At 68.1% G+C, this 23,812-nt stretch carries 15 protein-coding genes; 13 read left to right on the plus strand and 2 right to left on the minus strand.

Annotated features, from left to right (window positions below):
* The first annotated feature begins 140 nt into the window (after positions 1-140).
* From ABXS86_RS16625 to ABXS86_RS16675, 11 genes are all read left to right on the plus strand, one after another.
* On the plus strand, positions 141-1,535 hold the full coding sequence (locus ABXS86_RS16625) for an aminotransferase class I/II-fold pyridoxal phosphate-dependent enzyme (RefSeq protein WP_353665188.1): 1,395 nt from the start codon (positions 141-143) through the stop codon (positions 1,533-1,535).
* A 53-nt stretch (positions 1,536-1,588) separates the two neighbouring features.
* Positions 1,589-2,425, plus strand: a complete 837-nt coding sequence (locus ABXS86_RS16630) for an aldo/keto reductase (protein WP_144834209.1) — start codon at positions 1,589-1,591, stop codon at positions 2,423-2,425.
* A gap of 19 nt (positions 2,426-2,444) precedes the next feature.
* Complete coding sequence (locus ABXS86_RS16635) at positions 2,445-4,262, plus strand: thioredoxin domain-containing protein (RefSeq protein WP_353665189.1); 1,818 nt, start codon at positions 2,445-2,447, stop codon at positions 4,260-4,262.
* A gap of 289 nt (positions 4,263-4,551) precedes the next feature.
* Positions 4,552-6,222, plus strand: coding sequence for a hypothetical protein (locus tag ABXS86_RS16640; RefSeq protein ID WP_353665190.1), 1,671 nt, complete (start codon positions 4,552-4,554; stop codon positions 6,220-6,222).
* Positions 6,223-6,225: 3 nt separating this feature from the next.
* The gene (locus tag ABXS86_RS16645) at positions 6,226-11,289 is read left to right on the plus strand and encodes a PA14 domain-containing protein (RefSeq protein ID WP_353665191.1); all 5,064 of its coding nucleotides are present in this window, start codon (positions 6,226-6,228) and stop codon (positions 11,287-11,289) included.
* A gap of 18 nt (positions 11,290-11,307) precedes the next feature.
* A complete protein-coding gene (locus ABXS86_RS16650; protein ID WP_307212480.1) occupies positions 11,308-12,267 on the plus strand; it encodes a hypothetical protein in 960 nt (319 codons plus the stop codon).
* A 156-nt stretch (positions 12,268-12,423) separates the two neighbouring features.
* Positions 12,424-13,329, plus strand: coding sequence for an RHS repeat-associated core domain-containing protein (locus ABXS86_RS16655; protein ID WP_307212477.1), 906 nt, complete (start codon positions 12,424-12,426; stop codon positions 13,327-13,329).
* An 821-nt stretch (positions 13,330-14,150) separates the two neighbouring features.
* The gene (locus ABXS86_RS16660) at positions 14,151-15,194 is read left to right on the plus strand and encodes a hypothetical protein (RefSeq protein WP_307212474.1); all 1,044 of its coding nucleotides are present in this window, start codon (positions 14,151-14,153) and stop codon (positions 15,192-15,194) included.
* The gene (locus ABXS86_RS16665) at positions 15,188-15,979 is read left to right on the plus strand and encodes a tetratricopeptide repeat protein (protein ID WP_307212470.1); all 792 of its coding nucleotides are present in this window, start codon (positions 15,188-15,190) and stop codon (positions 15,977-15,979) included. The genes ABXS86_RS16660 and ABXS86_RS16665 overlap by 7 nt, the downstream gene beginning before the upstream one ends.
* A 490-nt stretch (positions 15,980-16,469) precedes the next feature.
* Positions 16,470-16,823 carry a hypothetical protein gene (locus ABXS86_RS16670; protein ID WP_307212467.1) on the plus strand — a complete coding sequence of 118 codons (354 nt, stop codon included), beginning with the start codon at positions 16,470-16,472 and terminating at the stop codon, positions 16,821-16,823.
* A 225-nt stretch (positions 16,824-17,048) separates the two neighbouring features.
* A complete protein-coding gene (locus ABXS86_RS16675) occupies positions 17,049-17,786 on the plus strand; it encodes a tetratricopeptide repeat protein (RefSeq protein ID WP_353665192.1) in 738 nt (245 codons plus the stop codon).
* Positions 17,787-18,689: 903 nt separating this feature from the next.
* On the opposite strand, the gene ABXS86_RS16680 is transcribed toward ABXS86_RS16675, so the two are convergent.
* Entirely contained in the window at positions 18,690-19,451 is a 762-nt protein-coding gene (locus tag ABXS86_RS16680; protein WP_307212462.1) for an AAA family ATPase, read from the minus strand.
* Between the two features lie 103 nt (positions 19,452-19,554).
* Positions 19,555-21,126 (minus strand): dolichyl-phosphate-mannose--protein mannosyltransferase, encoded by a 1,572-nt coding sequence (locus ABXS86_RS16685; protein WP_307212457.1) that lies wholly within the window; start codon positions 21,124-21,126, stop codon positions 19,555-19,557.
* Between the two features lie 23 nt (positions 21,127-21,149).
* Between ABXS86_RS16685 and rsmI the strand changes: the two genes are divergently transcribed.
* The gene (gene rsmI / locus ABXS86_RS16690) at positions 21,150-21,968 is read left to right on the plus strand and encodes a 16S rRNA (cytidine(1402)-2'-O)-methyltransferase (RefSeq protein ID WP_307214091.1); all 819 of its coding nucleotides are present in this window, start codon (positions 21,150-21,152) and stop codon (positions 21,966-21,968) included.
* Between the two features lie 167 nt (positions 21,969-22,135).
* Positions 22,136-23,710 (plus strand): methionine--tRNA ligase, encoded by a 1,575-nt coding sequence (gene metG / locus ABXS86_RS16695; protein ID WP_353665193.1) that lies wholly within the window; start codon positions 22,136-22,138, stop codon positions 23,708-23,710.
* Positions 23,711-23,812: the final 102 nt, after the last annotated feature.

Consider the following 23,812-nt stretch of genomic DNA (forward strand, 5'->3'; position numbering starts at 1 on the left):
GCTTCCTCGTTCCTGTGGGCCTGCTCGAGTTCTGTTACTGTCGCGCCTGAACATTTCTCGACGATTTCTCCCGGTGTCACCGCCGTAAAGTCTCGGTTCGGTGGCGGGGGAGTTTCCGGATGCCAGGGGGAGGGCCGCCGATGCTCGCACCCGAATCGCTGGTCGAGCGCAGCTCCGCAGGCCTCGCGGCCGAGATCGCCCGGCGCGTCAGCGAGGGCGCGTTGGCACCGGGGAGCCGACTGCCGACCGTTCGCGAGGTCGCGGCGACCCTGGGCGTGTCGACGGGCACCGTCGCGGGAGCTTGGCGCGCGCTCGCCGACGCGGGAGTGGTGACCTCGCGCGGGCGGGCCGGCACCTTCGTGCGCACCGAGCGCCGCGAGTGGTTGAGCCCCCGCGTGCAGGGGATGTCGGTCGCCCCCGCACCCGGAGCGCCCCGCGGACTGGGGTCCGGCCCGCAGCGCGCCGCGATGCGCCTCGACCTCTCGCTCGGCACGCCCGACCCCGCGATGCTGCCCTCGATCGAGCGCGCGCTCGCCGGGGCGCGGCCCCGCGCCGACACCGGGCGCTACCACGACCTCCCCGTGCTGCCCGACCTGCACGACGTGCTGCGCGAGCAGTGGCCCGTGCGCGGAGTCGAGGCGCTCACCGTGGTCGACGGCGCCCTTGACGGCATCTCGCGCACACTCGACCAGGTCGTGCGCTTCGGCGATCGCGTCGCGGTCGAGTCGCCCGGCTTCCCGTACTTCTTCGACCTCGTCGACGCGGCCGGGGCCGTGCCGGTGCTGCTCGAGGGCGACGCCGACGGGGTGCTCCCCGCCTCCCTGGCCCGGGCGCTCGCGCAGCGGCCCTCGGCGGTCATCCTGCAACCGCGTGCGCAGAACCCCACGGGCGCCTCGATGTCGCTCGATCGCGCTCGCCGCCTCGCGAACGTGCTGCTGAGCGTGCCCGGCGGCAGCCGCGTCACGGTCATCGAAGACGACCACTCCGCTCTTATCGCCTCGGCGCCGCCCGTGTCGCTCGCCCTCTGGGTTCCCGCGCAGGTCGTGCACGTGCGCGGGTTCTCGAAATCGCACGGTCCCGATCTGCGTATCGCCGCCCTCGGCGGACCCGCGGCGATCGTCGACCGCATCGTGCGGCGGCGCATGCTGGGCCCCGGGTGGACCTCGCGCCTGCTGCAGGCGGTGCTGCTCGAACTGCTCACCGACTCCCGGTCGATCGCGCCCGTGCGCACCGCCCGGCTCATCTACCGCGACCGCCTCGACCGCCTCGCCACCGCGCTGCGGCGCCTGGGGGTCGAGGTGGGCGACCCCGACGGCATCAACGTGTGGATGCCGGTGCGCGACGAACGCGCGGCCGTCGTGCACCTCGCCGCCGAGGGCATCGCCGTCGCCGCCGGAACCCCGTTCGTCGCCGACGCCGCGACCGCGTCCGACCGCGAGCAGCGCGTGCGCGTCACGGGCGGATCGGTGGTCGAGAACGTGCGCCTGGTCGCCGAGGCCCTCGCCCGGGCCGCCGACGCCGCTCCCTTGGCGTGAGGCCGCCGTCAACCCCGATCCGCATGTCGGAGGCCGCTTCTAGGGTGGAAGACATGACCGTTCCTTCTGTTCAGCTCAACGACGGAAACTCCATTCCCCAGCTCGGCTACGGCGTGTTCCTCGTGCCCGCCGACGACGCCGAGCGCGCCGTGTCCGAGGCGCTCGAGGTGGGCTACCGCCACATCGACACCGCAGCCATCTACAAGAACGAAGAGGGCGTCGGCCGCGCCATCGCCGCCAGCGGCATCGCGCGCGACGAACTCTTCGTCACCACCAAGCTCTGGAACGACCGCCACGACGGCGACGAGCCGCTCGCCGCGATCGACGAGAGCCTGCAGAAGCTCCAGCTCGACGCCGTCGACCTCTACCTCATCCACTGGCCCACGCCGAAGAACGACAACTACGTGCACGCGTGGCAGAAGATGATCGAGATCCGCGAGTCGGGCAAGACGCGCTCCATCGGCGTCTCGAACTTCCTCGTGCCGCACCTCGAGCGCATCGTCTCCGAGACCGGTGTCACCCCCGTGGTGAACCAGATCGAGCTGCACCCCGCCCTCAGCCAGCGCGAGATCGCGGCCTGGGGTCAGCAGCACGACATGCACATCGAGTCGTGGGGCCCGCTCGGCCAGGGCAAGTACGACCTGTTCGAGCTGCCCGCCGTCAAGGACGCCGCCGAGGCGCACGGCAAGTCGCCCGCGCAGGCGGTGCTGCGTTGGCACATCCAGCACGGCTTCATCGTGTTCCCCAAGTCGGTGCGCCGTGAGCGCCTCGAGGAGAACTTCGACCTGTTCGACTTCGAGCTCACCGCCGACGAGATGGCCGCGATCGACGCGGTCGACCCGGGCGACGGTTCGGGCCGCGTCGGCACGCACCCCGACGACCTCAATTGACGTCGGCGCACCCGCGCGCATGAACCGCCTCGCGAACGCCTCGAGCCCCTACCTGCGGGCCCACGCCGACAATCCCGTCGCGTGGTTCCCCTGGGGGGCCGAGGCGTTCGCGCTCGCGGCCGAGAGAGACGTCCCCGTGATGGTCTCGATCGGCTACAGCACCTGCCACTGGTGCCACGTGATGGCCCGGGAGTCGTTCCAAGACGCCGAGACCGCGGCCGAGCTCAACGCCGGTTTCGTGTCGATCAAGGTCGACCGCGAAGAGCATCCCGATGTGGATGCCGCCTACCTCGACGCCGCCTCCGCCTTCACCCCGCACCTCGGCTGGCCGTTGACCGTGTTCGCCTCTCCCGAGGGGCGCGTCTTCTACGCCGGCACCTACTTCCCGCCCGCCCCTCGGCCCCCGCAGCCCTCGTTCCGCCAGGTGCTCGCCGCCGTGCGCGAAGCCTGGACCGAGCGCCGCGACGAGGTCGACGCCACCGGGGCATCGCTGAGCGAGGCGCTCGCGGCCGCGGCATCCGCCCCCGCCGACGCCCCGCCGAATCTCGACCAGCTCGCGGCCGCCGCCCGCACGGTCGCCGCGCGCGAAGACCGCGAGTACGCCGGCTTCGCCGCCGGCCCCGCGTTCGAGACGCCGAAGTTCCCCAACACCCCCGTGCTGCGCTTCCTGCAGCACCCCGCGCTGTCTTCCGAGGTTCCGGATGCCGCCGCCGTCGCCTCCCGCGCGCTCGCGGCCATGGCCGGCTCCGATCTGCACGACGCCGTCGACGGCGGATTCTTCCGCTACGCGACCCGCCGCGACTGGAGCGTGCCGCACTACGAGCGCATGCTCACCGACAACGCCGGTCTGATCGAGGTTGCCCTCGCCGCGGGCGACGAGGCCTCGGCGACCGACGCCGCCCGGTTCGTCGTCGACGTGCTGCAGCTGCCGTCGGGTGGCATCGCCGCCGCTCAGGACTCCGAGTCGATCATCGACGGCGTTCGAAACGAGGGCGGGTACTACCGCGCGGCCAACCGATCCGGCCTGCAGCCCCCGGCGCTCGACGCGAAGGTCGTCAGCGGCTGGAACGGCCACGCGATCGCCGCTCTCGCCGCCGCCGGCGCCCGCACCGACCCCCGCTTCGTCGAAGCTGCCAGGTGGGCCGCCGACGCGGTGCTCGAGAGCAACGTGGCCGACGATGGAACCCTGCGCCGCGCCTCGCTGGAGGAGATCCGCTCCGCCGCCCCCGCGACGCTCGAAGACTACGGCGGGCTCGCGCGCGGCCTGCTCGCCCTCGCCCGCGCGACCGGTGAGGTCGCCTACGCCGAGCGAGCGCGGGCCCTCGTCGATCTGTGCCTCGGGGACGACGGCATCCACCCACCCGGAGGCGGTGACGCCGTGCTCGTCGCCCAGGGCATGCAGTCGCACGCCGTGCCCACCGACGGCGCCTCGCCCTCGGGTCCGTCGGTGTTCGCGGCCGCGGCCCTCGACCTCTGGCGCCTCGGCGCGGGCGAAGGCTACCACGACGCGGCTGAGTCGCTCGTGCGCGCCGCCGCAGAGGTCGCGCTGTCGTCGCCCCTCGCGCACGGGGCGATCCTCGAGGTCGCCGTGGGGCTCGCGGCGGCGCCGCGCCAGGTGGTCGTGGTCGGCGAGGCCGATGCAGAGATCGCCGAGGCCGCGCGCCGCGTGAACGCCGACGTGGTCGCGATCGTGTCACCCGCCCAGGCTCACGCGTTCGCCGAGGCGGGTTTCGAACTCTTCGAGAGCAAGGTGGCGCAGGGCGGCGAGGCGACCGCCTACGACTGCCGGGCGTTCGCCTGCGCCCTGCCGACGACGGATCCGGCGCGGCTGGTCTGACGCGCGGGGCGCGAGGCGGCGCGGGAGCGCCGCTTCAGGCGGTCGCGCTCGGCCGTGTGAGATGCGCGGGGCGACGGAGTACGAGGCGGTCGACTCGCGCCTGTCCCCCTTCCGGTGGACCCCAGCGTGACCAGCCCGGAGTGGGCTGAACGGACAGGTGATTCTCCCGCGCCGGCCCCGCGGAATTCCGCAGCGACGCCCGTTCCCTGAATGAACGCTATGCGCACGATCAGTGCCGTCTGAATACAGACGACGTTGACCGCCACGTTGGCGGGCCCCGGGGGTGCGTGTGCTCTCTGTCTCTCGTCTCGCTGTCGTGTCGGTCGTCACGACAGCCGCCCTCCTCGTCGGGTTCGCCGTCCCGGTCGACGCCGCGCAGGCCGCGTCGCAGCCGGATGCCGTGGCACCGGTCACCGACGGTCCGGCCCTTCCGTCGACCGACGAGGCGTCCACCGCACCGCAGCTGCCCGCGGGCTCGTTCGACATCCCCTCGCCGCCGACCGACGTGCCGACCTCGGCGGTCGAGACGGTCACTCCGCCGCCGACCTCGGAGGTGCCCCTCGACCAGAGCTTCACGCCGTCGACCGACGGGCTCGAGATCATCGATGAGTCCGAGACCTCGACGACTTATCGCCTACCGTCGGGCGGCGAGATCACGCGCCTGACCACCGACCCGGAGCGCGCCAGCGAGGGCGACGGCGCGTGGTCCGACATCAACACCTCGGTCTCGCGCGACGGCGAAGGATGGACCGTCGACGACCACCCCCTTGCTCCCGTCTTCCGCGGAGGTCCCGACGAGGCGCCGGGTGTCACGGTGACGCGACAGGGCCACGACGTGTCGTTCTCGCTGATGGGCGCCGAGCCGGGTGAGGTGGCGGCGCCGTTCTGGTGGTGGGACGACTGGAAGCAGCTGACCTACCGCGACGTGGTCGGCTCATCCGATCTCGAGTACCGCATCGAGCCCGGTGCCGTGAAGGAGTCCGTCGTCCTCGACGTGGCACCCACGTGGCGAACGTCGTGGACGTGGCGCATCGACGCCGGCGCTCTCACTCCGACCCTCGGCGAGGCGGATTCGGTGACCTTCACGGATGCCGACGGCGCCGAGGTTCTGATGATCCCGACTCCCGTCGCGTTCGACTCGAGCGGCGTGGAGGGCGCTTCCGAGGACGCGACGGTCGCTCTCGACGCGTCGCTCCGACAGGCAGCCGACGGCTCGTGGCGCTACACCCTGCGCGCCGATCGCGACTGGCTGCGCGACCCGGAGCGCGTCTACCCGGTGCGCATCGACCCCACGGTGATGACCCCCCGCTCGACCACGGCGTACAAGTCCGACGGCACCGTGCGTAACGGGTCGACGCTGATCGGGAACACACGGGAGAGCAACCGCAACAGGTTCTGGCGCTCGGTGGTCTCGTACGACTACGGCTCGCTGCCGGGCAAGTTCATCCTGGGCGCGTCAATGGGTATCGAGTGGGACGGCGGGGGCACGCGGTCGGCGCAGCAAGGCTGGGTGCAGCACGCCAGCGCCTTCTCGTACAACGGCATGGGGCCGCACCTCAGCTGGTTCACGCTCGGCGATGGCCAGACGGCGACAGAGGGCGAGGGCATCGCCGCCCGCCTGGCCAGTCAGCTTCGCGCCGGAGACCGCCCCGCGTTCATGATCGGCGGCTACGAGGGCTCGACGTACTCGCTCAAGAGCATTTACTCGGATCTGTGGGTCGAGGCCTGGGACTACCCACACGTGTGGGGCAACGGGCCCCGCGAAGACCAGACGGGGGTCGGTCTCACCCCCACGCTCGGTTTGACCGCCACGAACCCTGGCGGTATTCGGCAGGAGTACCGCTTCGAAGTGGCGACCGACCCCGGAATGTCCAATGTGATCGCAGGGTCGGGCTGGAGCACGGGAACGCAGTACCAGGTGCCCTGGGGCATCCTCCGAACCGGAACGCCCTACTACTAGCGCGTGTGGCTGATCGATGACGCAGACGGTCACCTCGGCCAGAGGACCGAGACCCAGTCGCCCGTCTATCGCTTCACGACGAATCAGGTTCCCCTACCCGATGCCGCGACCGCGACGCCCGGCTCCCCGGTCACCGAGACGCCGACCACCGTCACGACCCTGACGCCGCAGTTGCAGGTCGGTGCGGTCTCCGACACCGACGGCACCGGGGGCTCGATGACGTACCAGTTCAAGATCGCCACCGGTCAAGACGCCCGTTCGGGCGCCGTGGTCACGTCGGGCTGGGTGAGCGCGGTGAACGGCGTCGCCTCGTGGACCGTCCCCGTCGGAACCCTGCAAGACAACGGCGTCTACTCGTGGACCGTCACCACGAACGACGGCCAAGACACCACGACCGAGAACACGTGGGTGCGGCGCCTCCGCACAGATCTGCGCCTCGGTGCCTCGGGCCCCTCGCCCTTCGACACGGCCGGGGCGGTCACGACCAACCTCGCGAACGGCAACGTCAACGTCTCGTTCGCCTCGCCCACGGTGCAGACCCTGGGCGGCGCGATGGGCATGTCGTTCACCTACAACTCGCAAGAGGTGCCGCAGGCGAACCGTGGGTTGCTCGCTGAGTACTTCGACGCTCGAGTGAACGGCAGCCCGCCCTCCGCCGCCGACGGCTTCACCTTCGCCGACAAGGTCCCGGCGATGGTCCGCACCGATCCCGCGGTGTCGTTCCAGTGGGGATCCGGCGTGCCCGCCGAGGCTCTTCCCGCCGACTACTTCCTCGCGCGGTGGACCGGATTCGTGACCCTTCCGCCCGAATTGATCGGCCGCGAGGTGCGGTTCGGGGCTTCGCACGACGACGGCATCCGGGTCACCTACGACGGACGCAAGCTGATCGACCGGTGGCAGCACGGTTCGCAGACCACCACCGACGGCGCGACCGTCACCGGCGCCGGCGGGGCGAAGCCGATCCAGGTCGAGTATTACGAGAGCGTCGGGATCGCGTCGATCGACCTCTGGGCCGAATACACGCCCGAGGGGGCGTCCGCTCCCACGCGCATGAACGTTCCGCCCGACTGGTTCACGAAGCGCGTGACGACGCTGCCGCAGGGGTGGGGCGCGTCGGTGCCGCTCGCGGGGGTCGCGGCGAGCTGGGTCTCGGCCCAAATCACCGACGCGTCGGTCGTCCTCACCGACGTCACCGGCAAGTCGCACACGTACACGAAGGTCGCGGCCGGCGGCTACACGCCGCCGACCGGCGAGTACGGCGTGCTTTCGCTCGACGGAAACGGCTGGGTCGTCTTCACCGACGAAGACGGGACGGTCTACCAGTTCTCGAAGGAGGGGCGCGTGGCATCCGCCACTCCGCCCGAAGACGTCCGCAAGGCCGCCGCACCCCAGGCGCTGCTGAACGCCAACGGCGTCACCACGCAGATCGTCGACCCGGTGTCGAAGAGCGGCGACCAGTACCTGCGCGCCGTCGCCTTCACTTATCAGAACGGCGATCGCACGGCCTGCCCCGAACGCTCCGGAGACGGCTTCGCCAAGGCCCCCGTCGACATGCTGTGCCGCATCGCGTACCCCGACGGCTCCGAGTCGCGCTTGTTCTACAACGGCAACGGACAGCTCGCGGCAATTCTCGATCCCGGCGAAGAGCTCACGTTGTTCGGCTATGAGAACGCGGGAGGGCTGCTGAGCCAGATCCGCGACGCCACGGCGAACGACGGGCGGCCCCTCACCGCTGCGGCCTCGGCGAACGATCCGGCCTCGACGACCGTCGCCTACGACAGCGGGCGCGCGGTCGGCGTGACCCTTCCCGCTCCCGACGGCGTCACGGCATCCGCTCGTCCTTCCCGGACCTACGGCTACGGCTCGGGTCAGACGACCGTGACCATCGCGGGATTGTCGGGTCCGTCGCAGACGGTGACCTACGACGCGTCGTGGCGCCAGACGGCATCGACCACCGCCATGGGCGTATCGACCAGTCAGCAGTGGGACGCGTCGAAAGACCTCGTGCGACGGACGACGGATGCCACGGGCCTCGTCTCCACGCGCATCTACGACCGCACCGATCGGCCGGTGGCCGCGTACGGGGCCGCACCCGCCGCGTGCTTTGGCAGCGACGGCGTGCCCGTGCAACAGCCCGAGAGCGTGCAGGGATGCGGCATCGTGCCCCCGTCATCGACCACGACCTACGACGGCGGCATGAACGGCCTGCAGGCGGCGTACTACTCGAACACCGAGAAGCTGTCGGGCAAGCCCGAGGCGTACGGACTCGGTCTCGAGGGCGTGAGCGGGGGAGCGGTCGACCGCGACTGGGGTGAAACCGCGCCCATCGCGGGCATCTCGGCCGACCACTGGTCGCTCCGATTGACGGGTCTCATCACCTTCCCCGAGGCGGGCACCTACCGCCTTCGCACCACGAGCGATGACGGCGCACGGGTGTGGCTCGACGACGTACGGATGACCGATCGGTGGCGCCCACAAGCGGCAGCCGACGAGACGAGCGCCGCCTTCACCGTCGCGGCTGGCGAGGTGAAGCGGATCCGCCTGGAGTACTTCGACGTCACGTCGTATGCCTCGCTGCAACTGAAGTGGTCGACGCCGTCGAACGGCGACTTGACGATCGTGCCGGGAGCGCAGCTGCGACCCGACTACGGCCTGGTCACCTCGACGGTCGTCGCCGACGGCACGTCTGTCGCCGGAGCCGCCGCGCCCTCGCTCACGACCGCGACGAGCTACGCCGACCCGGTGGTGGGACAGGCGACCGAGAACGTCGTCGACCCGGCCGGGCTGGCGCTGAAGAGCACGGCGGCGTTCGAGAAGATCAACGGCCCCGGGTGGCTGCGTCAGCTGTCCAAGACGCTCCCTGCCGTCGCCGCCTCGGGATCGACGACGGATGCCACGAGGACGACCCGCGCGTACTACGGCGACCTTGAGCAGCTCGAGGCCGACACGTGCGGGGTACCCGCCGGCACGCGGCAGTTCGGGATGCTGAGGAGCTCCACCGGCCCCACACCCGCGACGGGCACCGCCATCGTGACCTCCTACGTCTATGACGTGATGGGGCGTACCGCGGGAACGCGGGTGACAGGCGACACCGGCTGGTCGTGCAGCACCGTCGACGCGCGCGGTCGTGTGACGCAGCACACGTCGGTCGGCGGCGCGGGTGTGGCGACGCGCACCGTCACCACGACCTACACCGCGACGGCCGAGGGCACCCGAGTCGTCGTGACCGGTGAGGCGATCGAGGGATCGAGCGGATCGTCGATCACGACGCGCTCCGACTTCCTGGGCCGGGTGATCGCCTACACCGACGTGTGGGGCACGACCACCGCGCCCGAGTACGAGCCGCTGACCGGGCGCGTGCTGCAGGTCGTCACCAGCGGCGGGGGCCTCGCCTCATCGGCGACCGGCTTCACCTACGACCGCGACGGAAAGACCACCTCGGTGTCGTTCCGCGGTGAGACCTACGCCTCCGTCGTCTACGACGCCAAGCAGCGGGTCTCGCAGGTGTCGTATCGGGGCGGCTCCGCGCTCGCCGTGGCGTGGGACGACACCCGCGGCAGCATCGGTTCGCAGACGTGGTCGTTCCCCTCGGCGGCATCCATCACCGACGAGGTGACGAGATCGCTGGCCGGGCGCATCGTGCGCGAGAGCTTCACCCGGGGAGCCCAGTCGTATACCTCGACCTACGGCTACGACGGCGCGGGCCGTCTGGTCTCGGCGAAGATCCCCGGGCACGAGCTGTCGTACGAGTTCGCCTCGTCCGGCGGGTGCGGTCCGAACGCGTGGGCCGGGGCGTCGGGTAACCGCACGCGCTCGGTGGACGCGTACACCGCGCCGGGTTCGACGACGGCGCAGGTGGCGACGACGCAGTTCTGTTACGACTGGGCCGACCGGCTGTTGTCGACGGCGAACAGCGGCACTGTCGCCGGGGCCAACCAGATCACCGACGGGTTCGGTGCGGATGAGATCTGGTACGACGTGCGGGGCAACACGCGCCGTCTGGCCGACCTGCAGTTCTCGTACGACGCCGACAACCAGCACATCGGCACGGTCACCTACAAGGGTTCGCGCACGTCGCTGGTGCGGGATGCCGCCGGTCGTGTGGTCTCGCGCACGGTGGATCCCGCGGGCGATGCGCCGGCGGTGACGAAGCGGTACCTGTACGCCGGTGCCGGGGATAGTCCGGTGGCGGTGGTGTCGGCGGATGCGTCGTCGGTGTGGATGCTGTCGCTTCCCGGTGGGGTGACGGTGGATATGCCGTCGGCCGGGGCGTCGACGTGGGCCTACCCGTCGTTGCAGGGCCACACCCTCACGACCGGTGACGGGACGACGTCGACGGGGGTGCAGCTGTACGACCCGTTCGGTCAGCCGTTGGATGCCGCGACCTTGGCGATCGGCACGGCTGCGGCGAACGCGTCTGGTGTGATCGATGAGACCTCGGGCTGGCACCAGGGCGCGCAGAAGCTGGTGGAGGCCACCGAAGACACGCTGATCGTCGAGATGGGCGCCCGGTTGTACGTGCCGACGCTGGGGCGGTTCTTGCAGGTCGATCCGGTCGCGGGCGGCGTCGACAACGATTATGTGTGGCCGACGGATCCGGTCGGGAAGAACGACCTGAGCGGGCAGTCTGAGGAGACGCCTGATGAGGCGAAGCTGATCAATGAAATCAATCGCAAGCTCGAAGAAGTGAACAGGCGACGTATGGACCTCGTAGTCGATAACTCGAAGCTCCCGCTCTACATCAAAGCCGGTCCCAATGGGACCGTCGCTGGCCACGTCGAAAGACTTGTGGGAGCGCAGCGAACTTTGGACAGGTTGGTGGCCCGCTACGAACGAAATTTCGGGTCGTCGCCGTTGACGGCGCAAGCCCGCCGGGTAACTTCGTCTGCGATCGTCTTGCCGGCGCGTGCTGCTGGCCACAGAGTAACTAACGGTCGGATGCAACCGATACCCCGTCCACCAGCGCCAAGTCGGTACAACCCGACAATGGGGCGTTGGGGCTTCGGGGGGTGGGGATACGGCGGCCGTGGTGGCGGCGGTGGCGGTATGACCAAGAGAGTGAACTAGGACAGGTCGGGGATCGCTATGGATAACGATGCAGTCAACGTCATCACGCCGGAGCGTGCGCGTATGATGCTTGACGATCAGCTTTCGGCGGTCGGTTACGGGAATCTATCCGTCTTTCGGCCCGACGGGGGCGGTGACGATGTCGCGCTTTATTTTGATGAGTCAGCCCCTTCGGCGTGGCCGTATTACGCGGCGATGCTCGAGGCCGCTTCCACTCCGGCAGAAGTCGCGTGGGTTGGGTGGCAGCTCATCGCCTACTTCTTTATGGACGCTGAGCAAACGTGGCCAGACGGGGGACGATCTCTCGCTGCGATGGTCGCAGCCACCGCTCGTCGGTCAGTTCGACTCGGCTCATTCCTGTCGGAGTGGCTCGCTTTCCACCTATATGACTTGAATCCGGCCGCCGCGGTGCTCGCGATCAACATCGTCAACGATTGCTATGGGTGGGACTTCGGCAGCAAATTACGAAGAATTCGAGACAGTCTGCCGGGAGGATCTGGGGCCATCTCCTATGTTGTTCCCCGGTCAGACTTCAGTCCCGTATCTGTACGGTCCGCCATCCTTTGGCCTTTTTCCCCGGAGACCACTTCGGCGCCCGGACTACTGAGTCCGGCGCGTCAACGATGGGCCTCCGCGAATCAAAGCGTCGTCTCTGCGCCGCAAGCTGTCGTCACCGGGAGGCTTGTTGTCGATGCACTCCGAAATTTGAACGATGCAGAACGCGGAAGCAACTCAGATACTTCAGCGGAACAGGTTATCGCCGGACTTGTCCGATGCGGCATCGGCGAAGTCTCACGCGACTCACGAGTCGTCGAGCAACTAGCCGACGCGCTAGACGCGCTGAAGGAGATTAGGCCAGCTGTCGCGTGGCGCGCCCTCGAACTGTTATTACGGAGTGCACCTCAGGTTTCAGGGGCTCGGGCCGGCGCCGGATCATCAGTGCACATGGTTCACGCGGCACAGGAAGATCAAGGTTGACCCGCGTAACCGTGCGAAGCCCGGCTTCACAAGGGTTCGCGCACGTCGTTGGTGCGGGATGCGGCGGGTCGTGTGGTGTCGCGCACGGTAGATCCGGCGGGAGATGCGCCGGCGGTAACGAAGCGGTACCCGTGTGCCGGTGCCGGGGATAGTCCGGTGGCGGTGGTGTCGGCTGATGCGTCGTCGGTGTGGATGCTGTCGTTGCCCGGTGGGGTGACGGTGGATGTGCCGTCGGCGGGGGCGTCGACGTGGGCGTACCCGTCGTTGCAGGGGCACACCCTGACGACCGGTGACGGGGCGACGTCGACGGGGGTGCAGTTGTATGACCCGTTCGGTCAGCCGTTGGTTGCCGCGACCTTGGTGATCGGCACGGCTGCGGCGAACGCGTCGGGTGTGGTCGACGAGACCTCGGGGTGGCATCAGGGTGCGCAGAAGTTGGTGGAGGCGACCGAGGACACGTTGATCGTCGAGATGGGCGCCCGGTTGTACGTGCCGACGCTGGGTCGGTTCCTGCAGGTCGACCCGGTCGAGGGTGGCGTCGACAACGACTATGTGTGGCCCACGGATCCGATCGGATACAGCGACCTGAGCGGGCGCGCCTGGTGGGATGACATCGCGAGCGTGGCCGGTCAGGCGCTCAAAGCCGCCAATAAGTGGGTTTGGGATAACCGGCGTGAGCTTGTTCACGTGGCTATCAACATCGCTGCGGGAGCTTTGACAGTCGCCGCCACAGTCGCCGTATGTGCTGGAACGGTCGGCGTCGGGTGCGCTTTCGCAGCCGGCGCCGCGTTCGGCCTGATGATGAATGTTGTTCCGCACTTCGTCGCTGACCGCGCGATGGGCTATAGGACTACCGGTGCTGATGCTGCCCGGTACGTGATCAACGCGCCGGTCTCGGGCGCTGCGGGCATAGCCGTCGGCAAAATCCGTCAAGCGGTTCTATCCGCTGCGGCTCAGGCTTTGAAAGCAGTGGTGGGCCGAAGCGGCTCAGCTAACTCTGCGGGGTGGCGGACGGGGCGGGGGAATTTTTCGACAGGGAGCCGAGGGTGGAACGTCAAGTGAATGATTACAGGCAACAATTCATGGCTGGCTTTACTAGAAGGCGGCGACTCGTTTGGTATGCATGTATCGCCCCCGCGTCAATCCTCGTCACCGTGTCCACGATATTTCCGCACACGTTGTGGCTCATACCGTTCCCAGCGGCGTTGATGGTCACTCTCGCGTGTTTTGAAATCTTTCGCTACGTACGGAACGAGAGGCGAGCGAAGAATCCGGCAGAACGCGATGCTCGCGAGGCTGAGTGACTAGCGAGCACAGCTCGGAGGGCTGACATCAACCGCCTCGGTATACGACCCGTTGAGTCTGCCGTGGATGCCGCCCAATGAGAACCGGCACAACCTCCCACTCCGTCTTCCGGGTTGCGGGACCGGGTAAGGGCCAGTAAAACCACTTCCGCGGAAGGTCGCTCTATTGAACGAGGAATCGAAGTCACGCCCAATTTTGCGGCTGCTTCAGGCAAACGGCCGAATTTCGAAACGCGCTCTGGGGAGCGGGGATCTGATCTTCGCGGAGAGTCGTGACGGCTCTGGACTGCCGGTCGAACTTATTCTCCTGGACGAACGTCTGACGTTCCTGTCCTTGGGGCAGGTGTTCTGGTCCGACCTTTCGTCAGACGAGGAGGATCAGGCGTTCGCGGAGAGGCTTGTGCGATGCGTCGTCTTCGGCGGCGCGCGAACGCTCAAGTCTGGCCGCGCGTGTTACCTCGTGTGTGGTGATAATGCACACTTCGCACCCGCCAACGCCCGTGAACTGCACAGATGGCCTGCATGGACCTCTACAGCTCACGAGTACGACGCCACCTCCGTGCGAATAGGTTGCCTGTGATGACGTTGGCCGCTGCCAATCGAAGTGCGCCCGCATTCGACGTGCGCGGCAACACGCGCCGTCTGGCCGATCTGCAGTTCTCGTACGACGCCGACAACCAGCACATCGGCACGGTGACGTACAAGGGTTCGCGCACGTCGTTGGTGCGGGATGCGGCGGGTCGTGTGGTGTCGCGGACGGTGGATCCGGCGGGTGATGCGCCGGCGGTGACGAAGCGGTACCTGTATGCCGGTGCGGGCGATAGTCCGGTGGCGGTGGTGTCGGCGGATGCGTCGTCGGTGTGGATGCTGTCGTTGCCCGGTGGGGTGACGGTGGATGTGCCGTCGGCGGGGGCGTCGACGTGGGCCTACCCTTCCCTGCAAGGCCACACCTTGACGACCGGGGACGGGGCGACGTCGACGGGGGTGCAGCTGTACGACCCGTTCGGTCAGCCGTTGGATGCCTCGACCTTGGCGATCGGCACGGCTGCGGCGAACGCGTCGGGCGTGGTCGATGAGACCTCGGGCTGGCATCAGGGTGCGCAGAAGTTGGTGGAGGCGACCGAAGACACCCTGATCGTCGAGATGGGCGCCCGGTTGTACGTGCCGACGCTGGGTCGGTTCCTGCAGGTCGACCCGGTCGAGGGCGGCGTCGACAACGACTACGTGTGGCCGACGGACCCGATCGGGAAGAACGACCTCAGCGGCAATTTTGCTCTCGCTGCTTTCGCTCCGCTGCTTGCCCTTGGGCCGTGGGGGTTGGCCGCGGCGGTTGCGATTGTCGTTGTCGTAGTTCTCGTCGGTATCGCATCCACCCCCAGCTTCCAGCGAGGTCTTGGCGCACTTGGAAGCGGCATCATGGGCACGGCACATCGCAAGAAGTCCACGTCGCGGAACTCTGGTCGGAAGGGGCACGGCGCGGACAAGCAGGGGAGGGCACCGGACAAGCACACCAACGCGGAGAGTCACGGGGGACGGCAAAAACCGAACTTCAAACCGAACAATAACAAGCGCCGAGGAACGAACAACTCGGTTCGCGCTCCGTACCAGAGGTACGCATGGTGACGAGAGACAACGGAGAGGGACGCGTGGGTCAGGGAGATTGTGCGGAGAACGACTACCTCGAACTCGTGCGGCGAGTTCGAGCGGCGGGGCTGGGCGACGCGTCACACTTCAGCAACTCCGGGATTCTTTTGTCGCCGGAAGTCGTCGACGAGCTGCGTCGCGCAGAGGACACGCCATCCGCTCTCTTCGCCCTCGGTGCTCATGTTTGGGGCGAGGAAGGCAGCGAGCTGGAGGCCATCGAGATATTCCGATCGGCCTCACTTCTTGGATCACTCGACGCGCTAAAGGCTTTAGGCGTTGCGCTTAACTGGATGGGGGCTCATGAAGGGGCTGTGACTTGGCTTCGACAAGCGCTCGAGAAAGAACCCGACAATCCCCAACTCCACGGGCTACTTGGTGAGTCGCTTCTCGCGCTGGGCCAGCTCGAGCCGGCCGAGCCGCACCTACGCTCTGCGTTGATTGACCCTTCATTCTATATGCCGCTTGCAAGGATCGTTCAACTTCGAGGAGATATGGACGAGTATCGTCGTTTAGTGTTCATTGCCTCGGATGCGGATGTTTACGGCTCGCATATTCTCGCAGGGAACATTCTGTCAGATTGTGGGGATCTAGACGGGGCAAAATGCATGTACCAGCGCGGGATTGAAACTGATGATGCGCATTCCGCCTTCAATCTTGCGACAATATATTACTCGCAAGGCGAGCTTTCCCTGTCGGAAGAGATGTTCCGTAGAGCGCGCGAGATGGGTGACCTGAGGGTCTCGCCGTTTGATGACTTTGACTGACCATGCCCGGTTTGGGGAATGAGCGCGGCTAGGGGTTGCTATCTGGCTTGCTGAAGGACCCGCGCCAGTCGGGGCATGCACGGTGAGAAGCGATGACGAATGACTGGCAGAGTCCCGCTCGATCATCTTGCGGCCGATGAGAATCCGCACGTCGTTGGTGCGGGATGCGGCGGGTCGTGTGGTGTCACGGACGGTGAATCCGGCGGGCGATTCGCCGGCGGTGACGAAGCGGTACCTGTACGCCGGTGCGGGCGACAGCCCGGTCGGGATGGTGTCGGCGAATGCATCGTCGGTGTGAATGCTGTCGCTGCCCGGTGGGGTGACGGTGGATGTGCCGTCGGCCGGGGCGTCGACCTGGGATATATACACGAGTCGGACTGGTCGGTGGGTAAGGGGGCCTCACCTTCAGGAGGATGGGCGGACCAAGTGGAACTACGGAAGGAACAAGAAGCGGAGGAACTTCCACGCTTATTATTGACGAACGAGCCACATGTCTGAGTTGTGGCGGCGTCTTGAGCAGGCCAAGCTTGCTCTGGGGGTGGGAACTGACATTTCCCCTTTCTGCTTCATGCTCTCGGTGGAACCGAGGTCGCCGTTCAAGTTACTTCTCGAAGCAACTTTCAGCCCCGAGTCGGTGGTTCTTGACGGCAACTCCACCGACGTGATGGTGGTGTGGGGGAGCTTCGCTGAAATTCGCGCCTGGGTCGACGGATTCGCCGACGAATTCGAAGCTCGAATTTCGCCCGAAGATGCCCAGTCGAGATTGATCAAGAGCATCTTTTTGCTACCGCGGGAGCGGAACCTCTCGCCTGATCCGCGCGACCCGTGGTTGCTTGGGTCATAAAGACGCCCGTTGATTCTCGGGTGCTTCGAAATGTTTCGATATCGCCGGAACAGGCGTCGCGCAAGGATGGATGCGGAGAACCGCGATAACCGCGCGGAGCGGCCGAATGAATGAGCGTTGCGCCGAACGCCGTGTGCTCATGTGGGAAACCGTGGCAGCGAACGGCCTGCAGGAAACGGAGGCCCCGCGAGGGGCTCTCGCGGTCGTGCGAAGGCCAATCTGTCAATGAGCGCCAGCCTCCCGGCTTCACCCCCCCCTCATGCGGGGCTCGGGGAGGGGCGGGAACCCTCCGGGCCCCTCACGCTAGGTGTGCGGCTGCCATTCGTGCGAGCCCTCGGATCGGAGGCACGCGTGCACGGTGAAAAAGCGAGGGGCGGACCTCAGTCCTCCGAACATTGGGAGGGCCTCGCGCAGTCGGCGTACGAGTGCGAAGACTTCGCCACTGCCGAACGCTGTATGCGTCGCGCGTTCGAACTCGGCGACGGGGACGCAACGATGTACTACAACCTCGGTCAGATCTTGTACGCGCTGGGCGACTATGGAGGCGCGGCGGAGGCATACGGCAGGTCCCTCCCCGAGGTGAAGTCCGCGCTTGTGAACCGTGGGCTCTGCTGGGAGTTGACGGGCTTCTTTGACCGCGCACGCATCGACTACATGGCGGCACTCCGGGATGATCCGAATGACGTCGATGCCCTGGTCAATCTTGGAACCCTCGAGCTCAGCGGTGGCGATGTGGCGGCCGCGAGGGACCTCCTGTCGCGGGCGACCGCGCTGGACGAGACATGTCATTGGCAACTGGCCGATGTGCATGAAGAAGCGGGAGAACTTCGGATGGCCGTGCAGTCCCTTCGGAGGGCAATTGCCGCAGGGGAGGACCGTGCTCGCCCACAGCACGTCAGGCTGAGGAGGCGACTGCGATTGCAGCGGCGCACACAGGCGTGGACTCGCCGAGCCCGTTCATGACGGTCGCTCACTCGAAGTGATCGATTGGTCGCACGAGCTGGTGCGGCGTAGCGGAGTGTTGAACTGCTGGGTGAATTCGGAACACGAGCCTCGCGTGAATCTGCGCGACGCGCCGCCTTGAGCCGGACCCTTCGTACATGATCGGGACAGTCTGAACCCAGGCGACGTCGACCGCCACGCTGGCGGCTGCAGGGGAATCGTGCTCTCCATCTCTCGTTTCGCCGTGGCGGGCGTCGTGGTCTCGGCCGCACTCCTCGGCGGACTGGTCATTCCAGACGCCGGAGCACACGCGGAGACGGAGTCAATAGACCCGTCCGCGGCGCCCGAGGAAAGCTCGGCCCCTCCCTCGACCGGCGATCCAGGGATCGAGCCGTACACACCGCCACAGATGCCCGCAGGGTCGTTCGACATTCCGTCACCCGTGACCACGCCGTATCCCGCAGCTGTGGAGCCTGTCACGCCCCCGGTCATTGGGGAGAAGTTTGAGGAGTTGCTGCGCGCGACGAATGAAGCGGCACGGCGTTCGCGATCCATGCCGCCAAAGAGTTCTGCGTCGGGCGACAGCGGTCTCAGCGTGCCGACCGAGCCGCAGGCCGTCAGTAGCGGCGCCGGCGAGTGGAAGGAGGTCGAAACCTCCGTCTCACGGATGCGGATCGCGCGCCAGGTTGGAGGCTTCCGCCGCGGCGGGTGCGTGGGAAACACCGTCGCACCGACGGAAGTGACCTCACCTGATCGTGCGCAGTGCCCGGAAGCCCGAGCGCCCTCTTCCGAGAGGCACCGCAGCAACTTGCGCTCGGCTTCAGAGGGGCAGTGACTCGCGGCCTAGTCCAGACCAGCTTGACCCCACGGGGCGCGAGGGTACTCGCGTGACCGCCCGCCCTCCCGGCATCCGCCCCTTTCACTTCACTCCAGCAGATGCCGCAGATACCTTCCCGGCGCCTCCAAGAAGCCGCGGTGCAATCGCACCAGCTCGAGGTCTTCCCACGTGCTCTCGCGGATGCCCCAGTCGCCCAGCTCGAGGATTGTCGCCCCGGGCATTGCGGCGAGCACGGGGGAGTGGGTCGCGCAGATCACCTGGGTTCCGCGCGAGCGCATGCGGTCGAGCGAGGCGAGCCAGCGCAGGGTCGACGAGAACGACAAAGCGGCTTCGGGCTCATCGAGGCACGCGAGTCCCGAGACGTAGTGCGGGTGGTCGAGCACCTCGTCGAGCAGGGCGTTGAACGACTCGCCGTGGCTCATCTCGTGCAGGCTCGGTGGTGCGTCGGGCAGGTCGTCGCGCCAGGAGTAGTAGCCGTGCATCGTCTCGGCGCGCAGGAAGAATCCCCACCGCGGCGCCCGAGGGCTCCGCTCGATGCGCAACCACTCCGACAGGGGACTCTCGGTGCGCCGCGTCTCGCCGCCGCCGTTGGTCGACCCGCCCTCGGCGGGGAGTCCGGCCGCCTCGGCGATCCCCTCGATGAGCGTGGACTTGCCCGAGCCGTTCTCTCCGACGAGGAAGGTCACGCCGGGGCCGAACTCCCAGCCGTCTCGGCCGGCCACCTCGAGGAACTGTGCCACCGCGGGCACCGTCGCCGGCCACGCCGCCGGGTCGATGCCGGCGTCGGAGAAAAGTTTCACCCGCTGGACGGGCCGAGGGTCGTGCAGCCAGTCATCCGCGCTGGTCATGACCAAACCCTTCGGGGGTGCGGGTGGGGCGCGGGACGCCAGCCGCATCTGGTCACGCCCACAGGGGTGTGATCCGCGCGCGCACGCCGGGTCTGCATTGACATCAGATCCAGGTCGGCAGCCAGTTGTGCAGGCGCCAGAACTCGTACGGCACCGGTAGCCCCGCCCACACGGGGTACCAGAACGCCGAGACGACGACGCAGAACCCGAGGAACACGAGCACACCCACCTGCCCCGTCACTCGTGATGCCGCGCGCGCCGGGCTCGCGATCTCGCGGAGGGCGAAGGTGAGGGCGATCACGAGGAAGGGCAGCATCGCGACCGTGTAGAACTGGAAGATCGTGCGCTCGGGGTAGAGCAGCCACGGCACGTAGGTGGCGGCCAGGCCCGTCAGCACCAGGGCGTAGCGCCAGTCGCGCACCATCACGAAGCGCACGAGCAAGAAGACGGATGCCGCGATCCCGGCCCACCAGATGATCGGGTTCGCCAGGCTCGAGATCGCCTCGGTGCAGCCGGTCGGCAGGGTGCAGCCGTTTACACCTGCGGCATCCTGATGCCAGTACATCGAGGTCGGACGGATGAGCAGCGGCCACTGCCACGCGGGACTCGCGTAGCTGTGCGGCGTGACGAGCCCGACGTGGAAGGCGTACATCGCCTGGTGGTACGCCCACAGTCGTTGGAGCGCTTCGGGAACCCACGACCACAGCGGACTCGTCGCCACCGGCGTGCTGCGCATGTATCCGCCGCTGGTGAAGAGCCATCCCGACCAGCTCGCGAGGTAGACCACCAGCGCCACGGGCACGAGCAGCACGAACGAGGCGAGGCCCTGGCGCACGGCATCCATCGGCCATTGCACGACACCCGCGCGACGCCGGGCGAGCGCGTCGGTCACGACCGCGTAGACGCCGATCGCGGCGAGCACGTACAGCCCCGACCACTTCACGGCGGTCGCAGCGCCCGCGGCGGTGCCGGCGGCGATCAGCCACGGCCGGTTCCAGAGGATCGGGCCCCACATCGGCCGTTCGCCGCGCCTCGCGACGAGCTCGGCGATGCGATCACCGGTGCGCAGATGGTCGAGGGCGACGAACCAGAACGTCAGCAGGATGAAGAACGTGAGGAAGATGTCGAGCAGCGCGATGCGGCTGAGAACGATGCCGAGGCCGTCGATCGCGATGAGACCGGATGCCACGGTGGCGAAGGGGATCGAACGCGTGAGCGTGCGCGCGACGAGGTAGACCAGCAGCACGGTCGCGGTGCCGAAGACCGCGGCCGAGATGCGCCAGCCGGTCGCGGAGTCGGGCCCGAACAAGGCCATGCCCGCGCCGATGAGGATGCGCCCGAGCGGCGGGTGTACGACGTAGCTGCCGATGCCGGTGAAGATGTCGGTCTGGCCCGCCGCGAAGCGGGCGTCGGTGTCGTCGGGCTCCCAAGTGGAGGGGTAGCCGAGCACCCACTGACTCCACGAGTCCTTCACGTAATAGGTCTCGTCGAACACCAGCTGGTGCGGGTTGCCGATGTCGATCAGGCGCAGCACCGCCGCCACGACCGTGACGAGCAAGGGTGCGAGCCATCTCCACAGACGGTACCCGCGGGGGCTCGCGAGGAGGGCGTCGCGCCACCGGTCGATGCGCGTCTGCTCGACCGTGGGGAGCAGCGGAGGCACGGCGGTGGTCACGTGCCCCAGCCTAAGGTGGAATGGTGATCATCCTCGCGGCGACCCCCATCGGCAACCTGGGCGATGCGTCGCGCCGCCTGGTCGAGGCGCTCGAGAACGCCACGGTCGTCGCGGCCGAAGACACCCGCACCACGCAGCGTCTGCTCGCGGGCCTCGGGGTCGAGAACCGCCCGCGCCTGATCGCCCTGCACGACCACAACGAGAAGGAGCGCGCGGCGGAGCTCGTCGAACTCGCGCGCGAAGACGACCTGCTCGTGCTGAGCGACGCGGGAATGCCCACCGTCAGCGACCCGGGCTTCGGGCTCGTCGCCGCCGCGGCCGCCGCCGGCGTCACCGTCACGGCCATCCCCGGGCCGAGCGCCGTCGTCACCGCCCTCGCGGTCGCGGGGCTCCCCACCGACCGCTTCGCCTTCGAGGGCTTCCCGCGCCGCAAGCCGGGGGATCGCCGCAAGGCCTTCGCGCAACTCGCGTCGGAGGAACGGACCCTCGTCTTCTTCGAGTCGCCTTCGCGCTTGGCATCCACCCTCGAAGATCTCGCGAGCGCGTTCGGCGCCGATCGCCCCGCCGCCGTCTGCCGCGAGCTCACCAAGCTCTACGAAGAGGTCAAACGCGGCACTCTGGCCGAGCTCGCCGCGTGGGCGGCCGAGGGCGTGCGCGGAGAGATCGCGATCGTCGTCGGCGGCGCCTCGGCGCGTGAGGTCGCGTTCCCGGATGCCGTGACCCAGGTGCTCGAGCTCGTGCGCAGCGGCACGCGGCTCAAGGAGGCCGCCGCCGAGGTGGCGTCGCAGACGGGTCACTCGTCGCGCGAGCTGTACCAGGCGGCGCTGGCCGTCAAGCGCTGAGCATCTCTGCGCATCCCCCGCGTTCCCGCGCGTCTTCGCGCGTGAGGGGTCGGTTGGTGTCGCCTGGCGCGCGTCTCGGCGACAGTTTCCGATCCCTCACGCGCGGGGGCGCCGGCCCGCGCGTCACACGCGGCGGGAGTGTCGGAGGCTCCCCGTAGAATCTCCAGGTGACTTCCGGCCGATCCTTCTACATCACGACGCCGATCTACTACCCCAGCGATCTGCCCCACATCGGGCACGGGTACACGACCGTCGCCGTCGACACGCTCGCCCGCTGGCATCGCCAGGCGGGGGATGACACCTGGATGCTGACCGGCACCGACGAGCACGGGCAGAAGATGCTCCGCGCCGCCGCCGCCAACGGCGTCACCCCGCAGGAGTGGGTCGACAAGCTCGTCACCGAGTCGTGGTTCCCGCTGCTCGAGACGCTCGACGTCGCCAACGACGACTTCATCCGCACGACGCAGCCCCGCCACGAAGAGCGCGTGCAGCAGTTCGTGAAGGCGTTGTTCGACCGCGGCTACATCTACGCGGGCGAGTACGAGGCCCTGTACTGCGTCGGCTGCGAGGAGTTCAAGCCCGAGGCCGAGATCGTCGACGGCACCGGCCCCTTCGAGGGCCTCAAGGTCTGCGCGATCCACTCCAAGCCCCTCGAGCTGCTGCAGGAGAAGAACTACTTCTTCAAGCTCAGCGAGTTCCAGGACCGCCTGCTCGAGCTGTATAAGACCGAGCCCGACTTCGTGCGCCCCGAATCGGCGCGCAACGAGGTCGTGTCGTTCGTGCGCAGCGGCCTGAAAGACCTCTCGATCTCGCGTTCGGCGTTCGACTGGGGCATCACGGTTCCCTGGGATCCCTCGCACGTCATCTACGTGTGGGTCGACGCGCTGCTCAACTACGCCACCGCCGTGGGCTACGGCACCGACCCCGCCGAGTTCGAGCGCCGCTGGCCGGCGTTCCACGTGGTCGGCAAAGACATCCTGCGCTTCCACGCCGTGATCTGGCCGGCCATGCTGATGGCCGCGGGCCTCGACGTGCCGCGCGGCGTCTTCGCGCACGGGTGGCTGCTCGTCGGCGGCGAGAAGATGTCGAAGTCGAAGCTCACCGGCATCGCGCCCACCGAGATCACCGACGTCTTCGGCTCCGACGCGTACCGCTTCTACTTCCTCTCGGCGATCGCGTTCGGCCAAGACGGTTCGTTCTCGTGGGAAGACCTGTCGGCGCGCTACCAGGCCGAGCTCGCCAACGGCTTCGGCAACCTGGCGTCGCGCACGGTCGCGATGATCTCGAAGTACTTCGAGGGCGTCGTGCCGGCACCGGCCGCGTACAGCGAGGGCGATCTGACGATCCAGAAGATCGTGGCGGATGCCGCGACCACCGCCGACGCCGCCATCGAGCGCTTCCGCACCGACGAGGCGATCGCCGCGATCTGGACGATCGTCGATGCCCTGAACGGCTACATCACCGAGAACGAGCCGTGGGCCCTGGCCAAGGACGAGTCGACGCGCGAGCGCCTCGGCACGGTGCTGTACACCGCGGCCGAGGGCCTGCGCGCTCTCGCGGTGCTGCTGTCGCCGGTCATGCCGGAGTCGACATCGAAGCTCTGGGTCGCGCTGGGAGCGGCCGAGGGCCTCGGTGCTCTCGTCGAGCAGCCGATCCGCGAGGCGGGCACCTGGGGGCGGCTGCCCGCGGGGGCCACGGTGACTCCGCTCACGCCGCTCTTCCCGCGCGTCGAGCAAGCGTGACGCAGGTGCCTTCCGAGTCAGCGGCGGCGGCGACGGTCCCTGAGCCTGTCGCGGTCCCTGAGCCTGCCGAAGGGGCCGCCGCCCCCGGCTCGACCCCCGTCG

The organism is Microbacterium sp. che218, assembly GCF_040436305.1.
GTDB lineage: Bacteria > Actinomycetota > Actinomycetes > Actinomycetales > Microbacteriaceae > Microbacterium > Microbacterium algihabitans.